Origin of the sequence: Haloimpatiens myeolchijeotgali, assembly GCF_042688525.2 — a bacterium.
In the GTDB taxonomy this organism is placed as follows: domain Bacteria; phylum Bacillota; class Clostridia; order Clostridiales; family Clostridiaceae; genus Haloimpatiens.
Genome location: NZ_JBHWAB010000001.1, coordinates 3,955,001 through 3,972,500, shown reverse-complemented (window position 1 = coordinate 3,972,500; position 17,500 = coordinate 3,955,001). Strand labels below are relative to the sequence as shown.

Here is a 17,500-nt window from a genome sequence, read left to right as displayed (position 1 = left end):
CAAGTGGAGCAGGGACGAAAGTCGGGCTTAGTGATCCGGTGGTTCCTCGTGGGAGGGCCATCGCTCAACGGATAAAAGCTACCTCGGGGATAACAGGCTGATCTCCCCCAAGAGTCCACATCGACGGGGAGGTTTGGCACCTCGATGTCGGCTCGTCACATCCTGGGGCTGAAGTCGGTCCCAAGGGTTGGGCTGTTCGCCCATTAAAGTGGCACGCGAGCTGGGTTCAGAACGTCGTGAGACAGTTCGGTCCCTTTCCGTCGCGGGCGTAGGAAATTTGAGAGGAGCTGTCCTTAGTACGAGAGGACCGGGATGGACCAACCTCTGGTGCACCAGTTGTCATGCCAATGGCATAGCTGGGTAGCTATGTTGGGACGGGATAAACGCTGAAAGCATCTAAGCGTGAAGCCCACCTCAAGATTAGATTTCCCATAGCGTAAGCTAGTAAGACTCCTGGAAGACTACCAGGTTGATAGGTCAGAGGTGTAAGCGTGGTAACATGTTAAGCTGACTGATACTAATAAGTCGAGGGCTTGACCAAATAATTAACACTGTGCAATTTTGAAAGAACAATAATCTGGTGATTATGGCTCAAAGGTAACACCCCTTCCCATTCCGAACAGGACGGTTAAGCTTTGAAGCGCCGATGGTACTGCAGGGGAAGCCCTGTGGAAGAGTAGGTCGTCGCCAGGTAAGATATGATTTACTAGCTCAGTTGGTAGAGCACATGACTTTTAATCATGGTGTCCGGGGTTCGATTCCCCGGTAGATCACCAAAAAACATCACTTTTTAAGTGGTGTTTTTTTATTTAGGAAATTATAAATTTTTTTAAGAATTCATCAGTTTAAAGTTAAGTAAATTCAATTGATGACAAGTTTATGTAAATTAGAAAACCACCAGCTAAGCTGATGGTTTTTTATTTAAAAGTTATAAATTGCAAAATCATATAATTTGATATGATTTGATAATTTGTTTAAAATATTTTAAGGCTTTTTTGATACATTCATCTATTGTATCACTGGAATTATGATTTAATAAATTATTTAATATGCTTTGATAAATTAATATAGTCATTTCATTAATTTCTTTTAAATTTTCATGAATAATATACCCATCATTTGCACAATCTTTTAATATAGATAAAGCTCTTTCATAAATAGTATTACCTAATAACATTTTATTTAGATCAGTAGTTGCATTATCTAGTTCATCAGGGAAAATAGAATAATATTCTTTAATAGTTGAATTTAATGAATTACTAAATTTAGAAAAAAATATTAAATTATAAATTTTAGGGTTATTAAAAGAATAATAACAAAAACATTCCCAGATTGCAAAGTATCTTTCTAAAGAATTATGTGTATTTTTTATATACTTATGTAAATTTTTAGTATAATCTTTAAGATACTTCATAGAAGAAAATAGAATCAAATGATCTAAATTTTTAAAATAGTTATATAGTGTTGAACTATTATAACCAGCTATATCAGCTACTTTTCGAATTGTAACATTTTCTAGTCCATCATTTTCTATGATTTGATTTGTAGCATCAATAAAATACCCCATAATTCGTCTTTTTTGTAATAATTTTTTGTCCATATGTAATCACCTTGTTAAAAAAATTAGTATTTCAAACAATTTATTATAACATAGTATTAAACAAAATGAAAATTAAAATTATCATATAATTTAAAAAAAAATAACTATTTAAAAAACTAATCATGATTATAGAATAATCAAATTGTTAATATAATCATAAGTATGTTATAATCTAAACAATAAAAAGTAACAAATAGTAATGGAAAGTAACAAATAATTTTTTTATAGTGATTGCATTCTAAAAGAATTAAGTTTTGTGGACTAAATGTAAACGATTATACTGTTTGTTATAATGAAAGGAGTGCAAAAAAATGAAATTGGAAATAGGCAATTTTTATGTTAAAGATGTAATCTTTGGCGATAAGACATTTTATAAAGATGGAATATTGACAATAAATAAACAAGAAGCTTTAGATTTTGTATTTGAAGATGAACATATTGTAGAAGCTGATTTAATGATAGTTAAACCAGGTGATAAAGTTCGTTTAGTACCAGTAAAAGAAGCTATCGAACCAAGAATAAAAATAAATGGTGATACATTATTTCCAGGTTATACTGGAGAACTTTCCCAAGCAGGGAATGGAAGAACACATGCCCTTAAAGGTACTTCAGTATTAGTAGTAGGTAGACACTGGGGTGGCTTCCAGGATGGATTAATAGATATGAGTGGGGAAGGAGCTAAATACACATATTTTTCACAGTTAAAAAACATAGTACTTGTTGGAGATACTGATGAAGAGTTTGAAAAAAGAGAACAACAAAAGAAAAATAGGGCTTTAAGACAGGCAGGACATAAATTAGCTGAATTTATTGCACAATGTGTAAAGGATTTAGAACCAGAGGAAATAGAAACATATGAATTGGAAGCAGTAACAAAAAGGAATGAAGAAATAAAAAAATTACCAAGTGTTGTATATGTAATGCAGCCTCAATCTCAAATGGAAGACTTAGGATATAATGACTTGCTATATGGATGGGATACAAATAGAATGGTTCCTACATTTATGAATCCTAATGAGGTTTTAGATGGAGCAATTATTTCAGGTAGCTTTATGCCATGTTCATCAAAATGGTCAACTTATGATTTCCAAAACTGTCCAACAATAAAAAGATTATATAAAGAACATGGAAAAACTATTAATTTCTTAGGTGTTATTATGTCAAATCTTAATGTTGCACTTGAACAAAAAGAAAGAGCAGCTTTATTTGTAGCACAAATGGCTAAATCTTTAGGTGCAGATGGAGCTATAGTAGCAGAAGAGGGTTATGGAAATCCAGATGCAGACTTTATAGCTTGTGTTGTTGCATTAGAAGATGCAGGAGTGAAAACAATAGGTATAACAAATGAATGTACAGGTAGAGATGGAAATTCTCAACCATTAGTAACTCTAGATGAAAAAGCAAATGCAATTGTTTCATGTGGTAATGTTTCGGAACTTATAGAATTACCTCCTATGGAAACTGTTATTGGAGAGTTAGAAGCTTTAGCAAGAGATGGACTTTCAGGAGGATGGGCTGGAGATGAAATTTTAGGACCTTCAGTTAAACCAGATGGATCAATTGTTATGGAAAATAATGCTATGTTCTGTGGAGATCAAGTAATTGGATGGTCACCTAAGACAATGAAAGAATTCTAGGGAGGTGTTATAGATGAAAAAGGCAATAATGTATTTAAATCAATTCTTTGGACAAATCGGTGGAGAAGATAAGGCTGATTTTGAACCAATAATAAAAGAAGGATTAGTAGGACCTGCAATGCAGTTAAATAAAGAATTAAATGCAGAAGTTACTCATACTATAATATGCGGAGATAACTTTATAGGATCTAATAAAGATGAAGCTGTAAAAAGAATAATAGAAGGATTAGAAGGTTTAGAGTTTGACATTTTCTTTGCTGGACCAGCATTCCAAGCAGGTAGATATGGAGCTGCTTGTGGTCATATTTGTAAAGCGGTAAAAGAAAAATTTAATGTACCAGTAATAACTTCTATGCATATAGAAAATCCTGGTGTTGAGATGTTTAGAAAAGAAATGTATATATTTAAAGGTGGACATAGTGCAGCTAAGATGAGATCAGATATAAAATCTATGGCTAAATTTGGTAATAAAATATTAGAAGGAGAAAAACTTCTAAGTGCTGAAGAGGAAGGATATTACGGAAGAGGTATAAGACATCAGGTTTGGCTTGAAGATGGTAAGCCAGCAGCTGATAGAGTTGTTGAAATGCTTCTTAAGAAGTTAAATGGAGAAGAGTTTGTATCAGAACTTCCAATTCCTAAGTTAGATAGAGTACCTATAGCACCTGCTATAAAAGATTTAAGTAAAGCTAAAATAGCTCTTGTTAATACAGGTGGTATAGTGCCTGTTGATAATCCAGATAGAATTCAATCAGCTTCAGCTACTAGATGGGGAAGATATAATATTGCAGGTGTAGACGATTTAGAGGGTGGAGTATATAAGACAATTCATGCAGGATTTGATCCAGCAGCAGCAGATGCAGATCCAGATGTTATAGCTCCAATAGATGCACTTAGAGAATATGAAAAAGAAGGAAAAATAGGAAGCCTTCATGATTATTTCTATACAACAGTTGGAACAGGAACTACTCAAGCAGAAGCAGCAAGAATGGCTAAAGAAATTGTAGAATATTTAAGAGAAGATAATGTAGATGGAGTTATAATGGTTTCTACATGAGGAACTTGTACACGTTGCGGTGCAACGATGGTTAAAGAAATTGAAAGAGCAGGTTTCACAATAGTTCAAATGGCTAATCTAATTCCAGTTGCTAAAACAGTAGGTTCTAATAGAATTGTACCAACAATATCAATACCATATCCATTAGGAGATCCGGCAACTACAAAGGAAGAACAATGGAAATTACGTTATTACAGAGTCGGAGTTGCATTAGATTCTCTTACTACAGATATTGATGAACAAACAGTTTTTAAAGTAAAATTTTAACAATATTCTCTCGCCTAATAAGGCGAGAGAACATTATAAGAAATCCAAACTTTAAGAAAGAAGGGAGGAGTCTTATAGGTAGAACTTACTGAATGTTTACAAAATAGTTTTGCACTATAAGGAAAATATATGATAGAAAAACAAAAGGATAATAAAGTATTTTATATATCATTAATAATAACTTTTGCCATAGTTTTATGGGGTATTGTGTTTAAAGAACATTTTAACAATTTTGCAAATACACTATATGATTTCTTATCTGTTAATTTTGGTTGGACATATCTTTTGTCAATGTTAATTTTCGTAATATTTGCATTAATATTAGCTTTTAGTAAATATGGGAAAATAAAACTTGGTCCAGATGACTCAAAGCCAGAGTTTAGTACCACTTCTTGGTTTGCAATGTTATTTGGAGCTGGCATGGGTATAGGATTAGTATTTTGGGGTGTAGCAGAACCATTAGCTCATTTTTCAACACCACCAGTAGGCATACAGCCAGGAACTTCAGAAGCAGCCGAGTTTGCATTAAAAGCATCTTTTAAGCATTGGGGATTTCATCCTTGGGCAAATTACAGCATAATAGGCTTAGCTCTTGCATATTTCCAATTTAGAAAAAATAAACCAGGATTAATAAGTAGTATATTTACACCATTATTAGGTGAAGAAGGAGTAAAAGGACCCATAGGAAAATTAATAGATGTACTTGCAGTCTTTGCTACAGTAGCAGGTGTTGCTACATCATTAGGAATGGGAACATTACAGATAAATGGAGGACTTAATTATTTATTTAAAATACCAGAAACTCAGTTAGTTCAAGTAATTATAATAGGTATTGTTACAGTAATATTCATATGGACTGCTGTTAGTGGAATTGAAAAGGGAATAAAATTACTTTCTGACATTAACTTGTGGGCAGCAGGTATATTAGTAATTGGAGCTTTTTTAGTAGGACCTAAAATAACAATATTAAATTCATTCGTTAATAGTTTTGGAGATTATCTAAATACTTTTGTATATGATAGTTTAAATATAAAAGCTTTTGGGGATAATACATGGATAAGCGGTTGGACAGTATTTTATTGGGCTTGGTGGATAGCATGGGCTCCATTCGTTGGTTCGTTTATTGCACGTATTTCAAAAGGTAGAACAATTAGAGAATTTGTGATGGGCGTTATAATTGCACCATCATTGGCATCTTTCGTATGGTTCTCAATATTTGGAACACTAGGTATAAATCTTGGAATTACTAAAAAATTAAGTTTAAGTGCACTTCAATCAGTTAAGACAGAAACTGCACTATTCGTTGTAATGAAAAATTATCCGCTTGGAACAATTCTTTCGATAATAGCAATATTCTTATTATGTACATTCTTTATTACATCAGCTAATTCAGCAACATTTGTTTTAGGAATGTTTACATCAGAAGGAAATTTAAATCCAAGTAATAAAAAGAAAATATTATGGGGACTTGTTCAATCATTACTTGCAACAGCACTTTTACTTGCAGGTGGATTGAAGGCATTACAAACAGCTTCAGTAGCAGCAGCGTTTCCATTTATTTTTGTTATGATATTTGCTTGTATTTCTTTAGTTAAAGCTTTAAGAGAAGAAAAGATTTAAATAAATACAAGTGAAGATTTAATTATAGTTAATGAACTACTTTAAAATAAATAAAATTTCCCTAAAAAATTCAGCGATACACCTAAGCTTTTGCTTAGGTGTATATTTTTTATGTAATAAGTATAAATTAGTATACGAAGTATATTATATAAATGTATTTTATTATTATTATCATTGATAAATTTTAGATAATTTCTTAAAATAAGTATATAAGTATAATGGGTACTTTATGCTTTCATAATTTTAGAATGTAGAAAAAAGGGGGGACATCGATTGAGTGAGGTATTTTCTAATTCAGTTTTTGCTCAAAAGGTAAATGGTATAGTAGATTATTTTTCTTATGATAATCTTAAAATAGTTGCAATAGCAATTTTAATATTCCTATTTTTTATATTACTTAGAAAATTTTTTACAAAATATATTTTTAAGTTAATATTAAAAATTTTAAGCAGGACTAAGACAAAGTTAAATACTAAGATGTTTTTAGCTTTTCAGAAACCTCTTAATCTATTTTTTATAGTTCTTGGTTTATATACATCTATAGTATATTTAAGAATAAAAATATTAGGAAGTAAGTATATAGCATCAGTATTTTTACAAAACTTTTTTAGTTCTGCAGTTATAATACTTATTGCATGGGGATGTTATAATTTAACGAATACGTCATCTGTATTATTTGAAAAAATGCAGAAAAAATTTGATATTAACATGGATAAGATATTATTTCCTTTTATTGCAAAAGTAATTAGATTTATAATAGTAGCTTTTGCAGCAATTATAGTAATTGAGAAATGGGGATATGATATTCAGGGATTTATAGCAGGTCTTGGTCTTGGTGGTCTTGCATTTGCATTAGCAGCTAAAGATACTGCAGCTAATATTGTTGGAGGGATAATTATTTTATTAGATAAGCCTTTTAATATTGGTGATTGGATAAAAACTACAAGTGTAGAAGGAACTATAGAAGATATATCTTTTAGAAGTACTAAAATAAGAAATTTTGAAAAAGGATTAGTTACAGTTCCAAATTCAACACTTGCAAATGAGCCAATAACTAATTGGAGTAGAAGAGGTAATAGAAGAATAAATTTTAATATAGGTGTTACTTATGATACTCCAAGTTATAAGATCAAAAAGTGTGTAGAAGAAATGAAAGAAATGCTGAAAAAACATGAAGATGTAAGTAAAGAAACAATATTGGTTAATTTTAATAAATTTAATGATAGTAGTTTAGATATATTATTATACTTTTTTGTTAATACTTCTGAATTAGCTAAATACCTAGAAATTAAAGAAAATATAAATTTTAAAATTATGGAAATATTTGAAAAAGAGCAAGTATCTATGGCTTTCCCAAGTACTAGTATATATGTAGAGACTCCTATTAATGTGAAAGGAAATATTAATGAAAAAAATAAATTTATTGATAAAAATAGCTAAAGATAAATTTTATTCAAAATTTACAAAAGAGGTGACAAGATGAAAAAAAACTTGAGAAGTATTTTAATTTTTATAATTGCTACTATTTTATTTAATTTTAATAATATAGTATTAGCACAAAATTATACTAGAATATGGGGAAATAATAGGTATTTAACTTCTGTACAAATTTCTCAAAATGGTTGGGATAAGTCGGATGTAGTAATTTTAGCAACAGGAGATGACTTTCCAGATGCACTTTGTGCTACACCATTAGCTAAAAAATATAATTCTCCTATTTTACTAAATGGTAAAACTAAATTAGATTCTAATGTAAAAAACGAAATAGTTAGATTAGGTACTAAAAAAGTATATATAATAGGCGGTAAGGGAGCTATATCTGATAATATTAAAAATGAAATAAGTGCACTTGGAATAACTTGTGAAAGAATAGAAGGTAAAAATAGATATGAAACTTCTGTAAAAATAGCCCAAAAATTAGGTGCAAGTTCAGAAGTGGTTGTTTCTACAGGTAGAAATTTCCCAGATGCACTTTCAATGGGTGCTGTTGCTTCAATTAAGCATATGCCTATATTGTTATGTGATACTAATAATATAGATAATTATTTAAAAGAATATTTATTACAAAATACTGAGGTAAATAAAACTTATATATTAGGTGGACCTAAAGTAATAAGTAGTCAAGTTGAAAATAATTTTCATAACCCTGAAAGAATTTATGGAAGCAATAGATATGAAACTAATATAAAAATAATAAATAGGTTTTCTAGTGAAATAAATAGCTATAGTAAAGTATATGTTGCTTCAGGAAATAATTTTCCAGATGCACTTGCAGGTTCATCATTAGCATCTAAAAATTCATCTATAGTTGTTTTAACAGATAATAATCCAACTGTAGATATACGTAAGTTTATACAAAACGAGAAACAATCTAATGTAAATATTTATATACTTGGTGGAGAAGGAGCAGTATCAAGTAGTGCTCTGACTAAGATTTTTTATAATAGTTTATATACTATTTCTAATGAAAAGACTTTCCAAATGAAACAGGTAATTACTGTTACTAATAATAGTGAAACCAATATTAATAGTGTTACTATAAAAGATAACATAGGTAAAATAAATAACTCTCCTTATCAGAAGGATGAAAAATTAAGTGTTAATGGTAATGGCATAAGTATTATTAATAATGCTTACGGAGAAAAAGAAGGAAAGATTTATATTCCAAGTCTAAAAAGTGGACAAAGTATGAAGTATGAAGTAGTAAGAACTTTTAAGCAAGGAACACTAAAGTATAATGGAGATCTTTCACAAACTTCTGGAAATTACAGTTCTTTTAATAATTATGCAAAGTATACTTCACCAGAGAAAAAAATAGAAAGTAATAATAGTTCAATAATAAGTAAATCAAAAGAAGTTGTGGGTTCAGAAAATAATCCTTATATGAAAGCTAAAAAGATATTCGAATATGTAAATACTACATTAAGTTATGATATTTGGGAAGGAAATAAAGGAGCATTAAATGCATTAAAGACAAAGGCAGGAGTATGTGAAGACTATGCAGATTTGTTTGTTGCTATGTGTAGAGCTCAAAGAATTCCTGCAAGAGTTGTTTACGGTTATTGGATTCAAGATGATAGTTTAGATAAACCTTTATTAGTAAATTCTTATGGACATGCTTGGGCAGAGTTTTATATACCAGAGTATGGATGGATAGTTGTGGAACCTACATTTATATATTATTTGAATGGAAAACAAGTACCAGCATATAATCAATTTGCTAAATTACCTAAGGCAGGACATTTTATTGAAGGATATGCTCGTAATACTAGTCTTACATATTCTTGGATTGGATATGAAAAGCCAAAGATAACAAAGGATATTTATATAACAGAAATTAAATAAGTGTATGATATGGGGCTGTCGCATTAAGAAATTTATATACAATATATTGTTTTTCAATTTTTAAATCAACACAATGTATTGTAGGATTTACTTTTAGTGCGACAGCCCCATTATTTAATTTAAGTAAGTATAAAGTTTTAATGAAGTTTATTACTTGAAAAAGTAGTAAATTGAATATAATACAAACAGATGTCTTTATGTTTGTTAGAGAAGGAAATACTAAAACAATTATAGAATACAACAGATAGTATGAAGAGAATTTTTTGAATTTTCTATAAGGAGATGACAGTATGAATGAAATTCAATTATTAAAAACATTGTGTACATCGCATGCTCCAAGTGGGCGAGAAAACTGGATTCATAATAAAATAGAAGAGGCTTTTGAAGAGTATGGAGAAGTAAAGTATGGGAAATTAAATAACATTTACATACACAAAACAGGTAAGGGTAATAAAAGTATAATGCTCATGGGACATGCTGATGAAGTATTTTTAATGATAACAGAAATATGTGAAAAAGGATTTTTAAAATTTCAGCCTAAAGGAATAGATCCAAAGACATTAGTTTCTCAAGAAGTAATAGTACATGGAAAAGAAGATATAGAAGGAATTATAGGTATCAAACCTCCACATCTTATGAATGAAGATGAAAGGAGCAAAGCAGTAGATGCAGATAAACTTATGATTGATACTGGCTATAGTACAGAAAAGTTAAAAAAAATTGTTAATGTAGGTGATTTTGTAACATTAAAAAGAGATTTTTATGAACTTTTAAATAATAATGTAACTTGTAAAGCAATAGATGATAGAGCAGCTATTGTTTCTATGTATAGTTGTGCAAAAGAACTTGAAAATATTCAGCATGATTTAGATGTGTATTTTGTATGTTCTTGTCAAGAAGAAGTAGGTCATAGAGGTGCTAAAATGGCAAGTTATGATATAAAACCAGATATGGCTATTGCTATTGATGTAACTTTTGATAATGGACCAATGGGAGAAAAGCATAAAGAAAATAAAATTGGTGGAGGACCAGTTATATGTATAGGACCTAATATTCATCCTAAATTTAGAAAAAGAATTATGGATACAGCCAATAAATATGATATATCTTATAACGTAGAAGTAGAACCAGGGAATACAGGTACTGATGCTTGGGATATTCAAATAACAAGAGGAGGAATACCTACTTTGTTAATATCAATTCCAGAAAAATATATGCATACTTCTGTAGAAGTTGCTAATATGGGTGATATTAAAAATACAGGAAAATTAATTGCTAAATTTATAGAAGAAATTAAAGAGGATGAAGTGGAGGAATTATTATGCTTCTAGAAAAATTATGTAATGCAGTAGGACCTTCAGGATATGAAGGAGATGTTAGAAGAATAATAAAAGAAGAGATAAAAGATTATGTTGATGAAATAAAAATAGATGTAATGGGAAATATTATAGCTCACAAAAAAGGAAAAGGTAAAAAAGTAGTAGTTGATGCTCATATGGATGAAGTAGGTTTTATAATTACAGGATATAATGAAGATGGAACTTTGAAATTTTCAGCTCTTGGAGGTATAAATGCTAAAATAATACCTTCTAAAGTAGTACTTATTGGAGAAGATAAGATTCCTGGAGTTATAGGTCTTAAACCAATACATCTTCAAAGTAAAGATGAAAGAAAAAAAGCAATAAGCTATGATGAGTGTTGTATTGACATTGGTTCTAATAATAAAAATCAAACAAAAAAATTAGTAGCTCTAGGAGAGTATGCTATATTTGATACAAAATTTAGTTATTACGGAGAAGGTATGATCAAGGGTAAAGCCTTTGATGATAGAATGGGTTGTGCGGTTCTTATAGAAATATTAAAAGAAAATTATAATTGTGACTTATATGGAGTATTTAATGTTCAAGAAGAGGTAGGAGAAAGAGGTGCTTTTGTTTCAGCATATAATATTCAACCTGATATTGGAATTGCTCTGGAAGGAACTATATGTGCGGATATGCCAGGTGTACCAAAGTATTTACGTGCTACAGAAATAGGAAAAGGACCTGCTATATCTATAATGGATAGGACAAGTATTTTTGATAGTGATATAACAAAGGATATTATAAAGGCTGCAGAAGAAAACAACATATTATATCAGAAAAGAAGAGCTATTGCAGGAGGAAATGATGCTGGAGCTATTCATACTGTAGGTAATGGAGCTAAAGTAGCTACTGTATCAGTACCTTGCAGATATATTCACTCTTCTATTTCATCAACAAGTTTAGATGATTATGAAAATACAGTAAAACTAATGAAAGAATATTTAAAAACTCTATAAGAGCTGTTGATAACTTTGGAAGATATTAAGGATTTAAGGATAACATGTGGATAGTTTAATAACTTTTTTATAGTGCTGTGGATAAATTAGATTGGAGGAATTAATGTGGATAATATTTTATATAAATTAATAAATGCTTTTGGTGGTAGTGGACATGAAAATGAGGTTAGAGAAATTATAAAGGAAGAAATTAAAGATGTAAAATGTGAAATCAGACAAGATAAACTTGGAAATTTAATTGTTAAGATGGGGCAGGGTAGTGAAAAAATTATGGTTTGTGCTCATATGGATACAGTAGGATTTATGACAACGTATATACAGGATGATGGATTTTTAAGAGTAGGTAAAGTGGGAGAAGTTGATTTTAAAAACTCAATAAATAATATTGTTAGGTTTGAAAGTGGATTAAAAGGTAAACTATGTGCAAGCAAGAATAATCCAGAAGAAAGAGATTTATTTATAGACTTATGTATGGAAAATAGAGAAGAGGTACTTAAAGAAATTAAAGAAGGAGATGTAGCTTGTTTAAGTGGAGAAATTTTAGAGCGTAGAGAAAAAATTATAGCTTCAAATCTTGATAGAATAGGAGTTTATGTACTTTTAAAAGTTATAAAGGAAATGAAAGATCTTAATAAAGAAGTTTATTTTGTATTCTCAACACAAAAAGAACTAGGAGGTAGAGGGGCTAGAGCTGCAGCTTTTGCAATAGAACCTGACTACTGTATAGTATTGGATTGTGAAGATGCAGATGATACTGCTTCAGGGGATAATAAAGTAAGACTTGGTAATGGACCGGTAGTTAGTATTATGGATAGAACTTTAATAATAGATAATGAAATAAAGAAAATAATAGATGATGCAGCAGAAAAGGCAAAGGTTAAAATTCAGTATAATGTTTCTAAAAGCAGTACTGATGGGGGATGTATACACAAAGAAGTAGGAGGAATTAAAACAGGAGTTATTTCAATACCTTGTAGATACAAATATACTTCAAGTGAAGTAATTCATATGAAGGATATTAAAGATACTATAGAATTAATAAATACAATTTTATTATAATTAGAAGAAGTTATTACATTAATGTAACCAAGTTGAGGGAGATTTTATAAAGTTAAATTTAAGATAGGGGATGTCGCACTAAGAGTAAATACTGCTGATTTTAAATTTGAAAAACAATATATTATATGTAGATTTCTTAATGCGACAACTCCGTTTATTTATGTGGTTGACATTGACATGTGTAAATTAGTTAAATTATATGATAGTGGAAAATAGTGAATTACTAGATTATAGATTCTAAAGAAAGCATTTTGCTTTTAGGTAATTTTTTTTAGAGATAAGCCACATAATACAAGTAATAAAATACTCATTAATAAAAATGAATTACCTATTCCAATGCTATTATACAAAGGACTAGCAGATAAAATACCGATGATAGAAAATAGAGTTAACAACATTTTATATGAAGAAAAAATTCGTCCTAGATATTCCTTAGGAATATTTTTTTGTATTATAGTTTTACAATATATACTTTGAATACTTTCACATAAGCCCAACACTATAAGTATGCTTAAGGTAATTACGTAATTGTGTGAATAACCAAATATAATATATGAGATGCTTATTATTCCAGTGGATAGTAAGAAAATTAAAATATCCTTATGTTTAGATAATAGTTTTATTAAAAAGGGTACTAAAAGACCGCCTAGAGCCAAAGAATAATTAAAATATATTATTCCTTCTGCATTTAGATTCAAAAGTACATCTGACACAGCTACCTTGTAAATTTCATAAAATCTACCCAATATAGCATAAATAGATACAATTGAAAAGATTAATTTAACATTTTTATAATGGTATAAAATTTTAAGACCTTCAATTCCACTTTTAAAAATATCTATTTTCCTTTGTCTTTGTATTGTTTTTTGATGGTTATATTTTATAAATGTAAATAGAATACCTGCTGTTAAAAAGCTCAAAGAATTAATTATAAATAAAGTTTTAATTCCTAAAAATTTATATATAATCCCACCTAATGCAGGAGATAGAAAAATACTTATGGATCCTAAAAACGAGAATATAGAATTACAATATGCCAGATCATTTTTTAAAACTAGATGTGGAAATATAGCATTTTCAGAACACATATCAATATCGTTAAGTGATTGAAGAAGAAAAGCAATAATGAAAGCAATCCACAAATTTTTTTCATTTACAAATATTAATGAGAAAGCAATTGGTACACTAATCAAATTAGAATATATAATTATTTTTCTTTTATTATACTCATCTGCAATAACTCCTGATAAATATTGGACAGGAATTCTTAAAATACCACGAGATAACCACATAAGTGCTATGGAATTTATAGAGTTTGTAATGTTGTAAAGATAAATTGTTAAACCTATGTTGTACAAAAAGTCTCCAATACATGATATGAATGATCCGATACTTAATAACATAAAATTTTTATTTCTTAAAGTCTTGTTGATAATGAACACCTCCAAAGTATCAATGTATATATAATTATACAAGGAATATATTTACAAAAACAGTCTATAATTTTCTATATATTTTATGTTATAATTAAATTAGGGAAAGTATATAATTAATTCATAGTTAATTTCATTAGTATGAATTAGTGAAAGGAGAACAATGATGGATAAGTTATACATTAAATTATTAGATAAAAATGCAAAACTTCCAGAATATGCTCATGAAGGAGATGCAGGATTAGATTTATTTTCTATAGATGAAATTGAAATTTTGCCAGGAGAGTCAAAACTTATTCATACAGGTATTAGTATAGAGCTTCCCAAAGGAACAGAAGCGCAAATAAGACCTAGAAGTGGATTGGCTTTAAAAAATCAAATTACAGTGTTAAATACTCCAGGAACTATAGACGAAGGCTATAGGGGAGAAATTGGGGTAATATTAATTAATCATGGGAAAAATACATTTAGTGTAGAAAAAGGAATGAAAATAGCTCAAATGGTTATTAAGCCTGTATTAGTTGTGCAAGTACAAAAAGTAGATGAACTTTCTTCTACAGAAAGAGGAGAAGGCGGATTTGGTTCAACGGGAGTTTAAAGAAAATTAAACGTACATAATATAAGAAGGTGAAATGTTATGAAACATAAAATACTTCAATTATTAAAAGGTTCTGGAGATAAATTTATTTCTGGACAAAAAATAAGTGATGAATTAGGAGTAACTCGAACTGCTATATGGAAATACATAAATCAAATAAAAGAAGATGGATATCAAATAGAATCTATATCTAGAAAAGGTTATAGGATAATATCTTCTCCAGATATACTTACACAAGAAGAAATAGTTGATAAATTAGATACAAAAGTTATAGGTAAAAATATAGTCCATTTTGATACAATTGATTCAACTAACATAAAGGCTAAAGAGATAGCAGCTAATGGAGAAAAAGAAGGAACTGTAGTTATATCAGAAGAGCAGACTGCTGGTAAAGGAAGATTAGGTAGAAACTGGACGTCACCTAAAAATAAAGGTATATGGATGTCAGTAATTTTAAGACCAGATATAGATCCTATGAGAGTTTGTATGGTTACTCAAGTAGCAGCTGCAGCTGCAGTAAAAGCTATATGTGAGATGGGGATAGATGCAAAGATCAAATGGCCTAATGATATAGTAGTAAACAATAAAAAAATATGTGGTATTCTTACAGAAATGAGCGGAGAGTTAGATAAGATAAATTATGTAGTAATGGGTATGGGTATAAATGTAAATTTAGATGAAGAAGATTATCCAATAGAGCTTAGAGATATAGCAACGTCTATTAAAATAGAAGAAGGTAAAGCTATTGATAGAAAAATTTTAGTAGCTAAGATATTAAATTATTTTGAGGAATTATATAATAGCTTTGTCAGAGAAGAAGATATAGAAAAATCTCTAGAAGTGTGTAGAGAAAAGTCAATACTATTAGGAAAAGAAATTCAGCTTATAGGAAAAAATGAGGTGAAAAAAGCTAAAGCTATAAACATAGATAGAGAGGGAAGATTAATTGTAAGACTAAAAAATGGAAAGGAAGAAGCAATTATTTCAGGAGAAGTTTCTATTAGAGGATTATATGGATATGTAGATTAGATAACATAGCTTAGGTAAAAATATATATTAATATATGAAAATAAACCACAGCATAATTTTAAATTATATTGTGGTTTATTTTTTAAATAATTCAACTTTCGCAGGTAAAAAATAGCCGCTACGGGAAATGATATCTTGCTCAGAAACCTTTCACTTCAGTAACAAGTTCTAAGCTTTACTCATATTGAAAAAAGATTTTTTAATTAATATTCCGTAGGAATCAGTAATTAAAAAATAACTTTTTTCAAATTCGTAAAGCTAAGAACTTGTAAACTTTGTTCAAATGTTTCTTACGCAATATATCATTTCCCTTCGCTAGACAGTATTTTTGTACTGCGAAAGTTGAGTTATATAATTTATAAGACTTTATGTAAAACTTTTTGGCCTTGTATTTTAGAAATTACGAAAAATATTTTTACAAAGAAATTGAAGCATCTTGTGGATGAGGTAGCTCATTATTTAATACTTTTTTTAATTTTTGCCAATCTTCTTCGTAAGTCTTTTTAAATTCTTCTTTTCTATTATATGTTAAAGATGAAGGATGATACATTGGGAAAATATATTTACCTAATTCTTCATTAAAATATAATTGCCCGTGACATAAACCTATATTTTTATAGTTGGTAAATCTTTTAAGAGGAACATTTCCAAGTGTTATGATTATTTTTGGATTAACAAGTTTAATTTCTTCATCTAATATGTTTCTAAATAAATTGATTTCCGAAATTTTTGGAGGCCTATTACTTATAGATTCTCTTCCAGTTTTACTTATTTTAATTTTTATTGGTCTAAAAAAACAAGTATTAGTTATTCTAATATTTTTTCTTTCTATCCCAATAGAATTTAAGTAATGTTCAAAGGCTTTTCCAGCCATACCTACAAAAGGTTTTTTCATTTCTACTTCATTTTTCCCAGGGGCTTCTCCTACAAACAGTAGATTAGATGGAACAGGACCATCACCTGTAATCCACCCTCCAATAGCATCATTTTTGTAAGTATCACTTATATCTTTTATTTTATTTTGGATTTCTTTTAAAGTCATTGTAAAATACTGTTACCAAAATCTATAAAACTGTTACTTTATTTAATTTTTTTAGCTTTGCAATGTTCTTAGTTTTGGTAACATTCTCCTTTCTTATTTATTTCATATTTTTTGAACACTGTCTTTGAAGGTTAGTTATGTATTTTCTTAGACTTGTTGATAGTTTTAGTATATAAGTTATTGATATATAGGTTAATATAAAAGTAAATTATTTAAGTCTTATTTATTATTATAATATAAAGTGAATATAATTATTTTTAGTTTTTATTATATATAAGAAATTGATTTATGGAATATAAAGGAAAAATACAGTAAGTGTTGAATACATATATATATACTCATGTTTTAAATAGATAAAGTTATATGTGATAAAGTGATTTTTAAATAAATAATGTAGTTTTATAAAAATCATCATAATATAAGTAGTAGCAAAATATAAATAGTAATAAAGTAAGTAGGTAAGTAAAATTGAAAGCATTTTATATTTAAGTGA

The 17,500-nt window shown here is 29.1% G+C and carries 13 protein-coding genes, 1 tRNA gene and 2 rRNA genes (1 of these 16 only partly in view); 13 read left to right on the top strand and 3 right to left on the bottom strand.

What is annotated here, in order from left to right; genetic code table 11:
• The 3 genes from ACFIJ5_RS17845 to ACFIJ5_RS17835 all read left to right on the top strand — a co-directional run.
• A 23S ribosomal RNA gene (locus ACFIJ5_RS17845) occupies nucleotides 1-541 on the top strand (it extends 2,358 nt beyond the left edge of the window).
• A 35-nt stretch (nucleotides 542-576) separates the two neighbouring features.
• Nucleotides 577-693, top strand: a 5S ribosomal RNA gene (gene rrf, locus ACFIJ5_RS17840).
• A 7-nt stretch (nucleotides 694-700) separates the two neighbouring features.
• Nucleotides 701-776: transfer RNA gene (locus tag ACFIJ5_RS17835), tRNA-Lys, on the top strand.
• Nucleotides 777-943: 167 nt separating this feature from the next.
• On the opposite strand, the gene ACFIJ5_RS17830 is transcribed toward ACFIJ5_RS17835, so the two are convergent.
• Nucleotides 944-1,600 carry a TetR/AcrR family transcriptional regulator gene (locus ACFIJ5_RS17830; protein WP_379809461.1) on the bottom strand — a complete coding sequence of 219 codons (657 nt, stop codon included), beginning with the start codon at nucleotides 1,598-1,600 and terminating at the stop codon, nucleotides 944-946.
• A 311-nt stretch (nucleotides 1,601-1,911) separates the two neighbouring features.
• Here ACFIJ5_RS17830 and ACFIJ5_RS17825 point away from each other — a divergent pair, with 311 nt between their 5' ends.
• The 8 genes from ACFIJ5_RS17825 to ACFIJ5_RS17790 all read left to right on the top strand — a co-directional run bounded on the left by ACFIJ5_RS17825 (nucleotide 1,912) and on the right by ACFIJ5_RS17790 (nucleotide 12,905).
• Nucleotides 1,912-3,237: a glycine/sarcosine/betaine reductase component B subunit gene (locus tag ACFIJ5_RS17825; RefSeq protein WP_379809459.1), complete on the top strand. Its 1,326-nt coding sequence runs from the start codon at nucleotides 1,912-1,914 to the stop codon at nucleotides 3,235-3,237.
• A 13-nt stretch (nucleotides 3,238-3,250) separates the two neighbouring features.
• Nucleotides 3,251-4,561 (top strand): betaine reductase selenoprotein B, encoded by a 1,311-nt coding sequence (grdH, locus tag ACFIJ5_RS17820; protein ID WP_379809457.1) that lies wholly within the window; start codon nucleotides 3,251-3,253, stop codon nucleotides 4,559-4,561.
• Nucleotides 4,562-4,690: 129 nt separating this feature from the next.
• Nucleotides 4,691-6,181 (top strand): glycine betaine uptake BCCT transporter, encoded by a 1,491-nt coding sequence (locus ACFIJ5_RS17815; RefSeq protein WP_379809455.1) that lies wholly within the window; start codon nucleotides 4,691-4,693, stop codon nucleotides 6,179-6,181.
• 273 nt (nucleotides 6,182-6,454) lie between these two features.
• Entirely contained in the window at nucleotides 6,455-7,621 is a 1,167-nt protein-coding gene (locus ACFIJ5_RS17810; RefSeq protein WP_379809453.1) for a mechanosensitive ion channel family protein, read from the top strand.
• Nucleotides 7,622-7,660: 39 nt separating this feature from the next.
• Complete coding sequence (locus ACFIJ5_RS17805) at nucleotides 7,661-9,526, top strand: cell wall-binding repeat-containing protein (protein WP_379809451.1); 1,866 nt, start codon at nucleotides 7,661-7,663, stop codon at nucleotides 9,524-9,526.
• A gap of 290 nt (nucleotides 9,527-9,816) precedes the next feature.
• Nucleotides 9,817-10,857: a M42 family metallopeptidase gene (locus ACFIJ5_RS17800; protein WP_379809449.1), complete on the top strand. Its 1,041-nt coding sequence runs from the start codon at nucleotides 9,817-9,819 to the stop codon at nucleotides 10,855-10,857.
• Complete coding sequence (locus tag ACFIJ5_RS17795) at nucleotides 10,848-11,846, top strand: M42 family metallopeptidase (RefSeq protein WP_379809447.1); 999 nt, start codon at nucleotides 10,848-10,850, stop codon at nucleotides 11,844-11,846. The genes ACFIJ5_RS17800 and ACFIJ5_RS17795 overlap by 10 nt, the downstream gene beginning before the upstream one ends.
• A gap of 105 nt (nucleotides 11,847-11,951) precedes the next feature.
• Complete coding sequence (locus ACFIJ5_RS17790) at nucleotides 11,952-12,905, top strand: zinc-binding metallopeptidase family protein (protein ID WP_379809445.1); 954 nt, start codon at nucleotides 11,952-11,954, stop codon at nucleotides 12,903-12,905.
• 257 nt (nucleotides 12,906-13,162) lie between these two features.
• On the opposite strand, the gene ACFIJ5_RS17785 is transcribed toward ACFIJ5_RS17790, so the two are convergent.
• A complete protein-coding gene (locus ACFIJ5_RS17785) occupies nucleotides 13,163-14,347 on the bottom strand; it encodes an MFS transporter (protein WP_379809642.1) in 1,185 nt (394 codons plus the stop codon).
• Nucleotides 14,348-14,504: 157 nt separating this feature from the next.
• On the opposite strand from ACFIJ5_RS17785, the gene dut reads away from it, so the two are divergent.
• Nucleotides 14,505-14,936, top strand: a complete 432-nt coding sequence (gene dut, locus ACFIJ5_RS17780) for a dUTP diphosphatase (RefSeq protein ID WP_379809443.1) — start codon at nucleotides 14,505-14,507, stop codon at nucleotides 14,934-14,936.
• Between the two features lie 39 nt (nucleotides 14,937-14,975).
• Nucleotides 14,976-15,965 (top strand): biotin--[acetyl-CoA-carboxylase] ligase, encoded by a 990-nt coding sequence (locus ACFIJ5_RS17775; RefSeq protein WP_379809441.1) that lies wholly within the window; start codon nucleotides 14,976-14,978, stop codon nucleotides 15,963-15,965.
• Nucleotides 15,966-16,380: 415 nt separating this feature from the next.
• Here the strand turns inward: ACFIJ5_RS17775 and ACFIJ5_RS17770 are convergent, their stop codons facing one another.
• Nucleotides 16,381-17,007 (bottom strand): uracil-DNA glycosylase, encoded by a 627-nt coding sequence (locus ACFIJ5_RS17770; RefSeq protein ID WP_379809439.1) that lies wholly within the window; start codon nucleotides 17,005-17,007, stop codon nucleotides 16,381-16,383.
• Between the last annotated feature and the right edge of the window lie 493 nt (nucleotides 17,008-17,500).

Excerpts from the sequence above, each read along its gene's own strand:
- ACFIJ5_RS17830 (WP_379809461.1), bottom strand. The coding sequence starts at position 1,600 with ATGGACAAAAAATTATTACAAAAAAGACGAATTATGGGGTATTTTATT.
- ACFIJ5_RS17825 (WP_379809459.1), top strand. The coding sequence starts at position 1,912 with ATGAAATTGGAAATAGGCAATTTTTATGTTAAAGATGTAATCTTTGGC.
- ACFIJ5_RS17815 (WP_379809455.1), top strand. The coding sequence starts at position 4,691 with ATGATAGAAAAACAAAAGGATAATAAAGTATTTTATATATCATTAATA.
- ACFIJ5_RS17805 (WP_379809451.1), top strand. The coding sequence starts at position 7,661 with ATGAAAAAAAACTTGAGAAGTATTTTAATTTTTATAATTGCTACTATT.
- ACFIJ5_RS17800 (WP_379809449.1), top strand. The coding sequence starts at position 9,817 with ATGAATGAAATTCAATTATTAAAAACATTGTGTACATCGCATGCTCCA.
- ACFIJ5_RS17795 (WP_379809447.1), top strand. The coding sequence starts at position 10,848 with ATGCTTCTAGAAAAATTATGTAATGCAGTAGGACCTTCAGGATATGAA.
- dut (WP_379809443.1), top strand. The coding sequence starts at position 14,505 with ATGGATAAGTTATACATTAAATTATTAGATAAAAATGCAAAACTTCCA.
- ACFIJ5_RS17775 (WP_379809441.1), top strand. The coding sequence starts at position 14,976 with ATGAAACATAAAATACTTCAATTATTAAAAGGTTCTGGAGATAAATTT.
- ACFIJ5_RS17770 (WP_379809439.1), bottom strand. The coding sequence starts at position 17,007 with ATGACTTTAAAAGAAATCCAAAATAAAATAAAAGATATAAGTGATACT.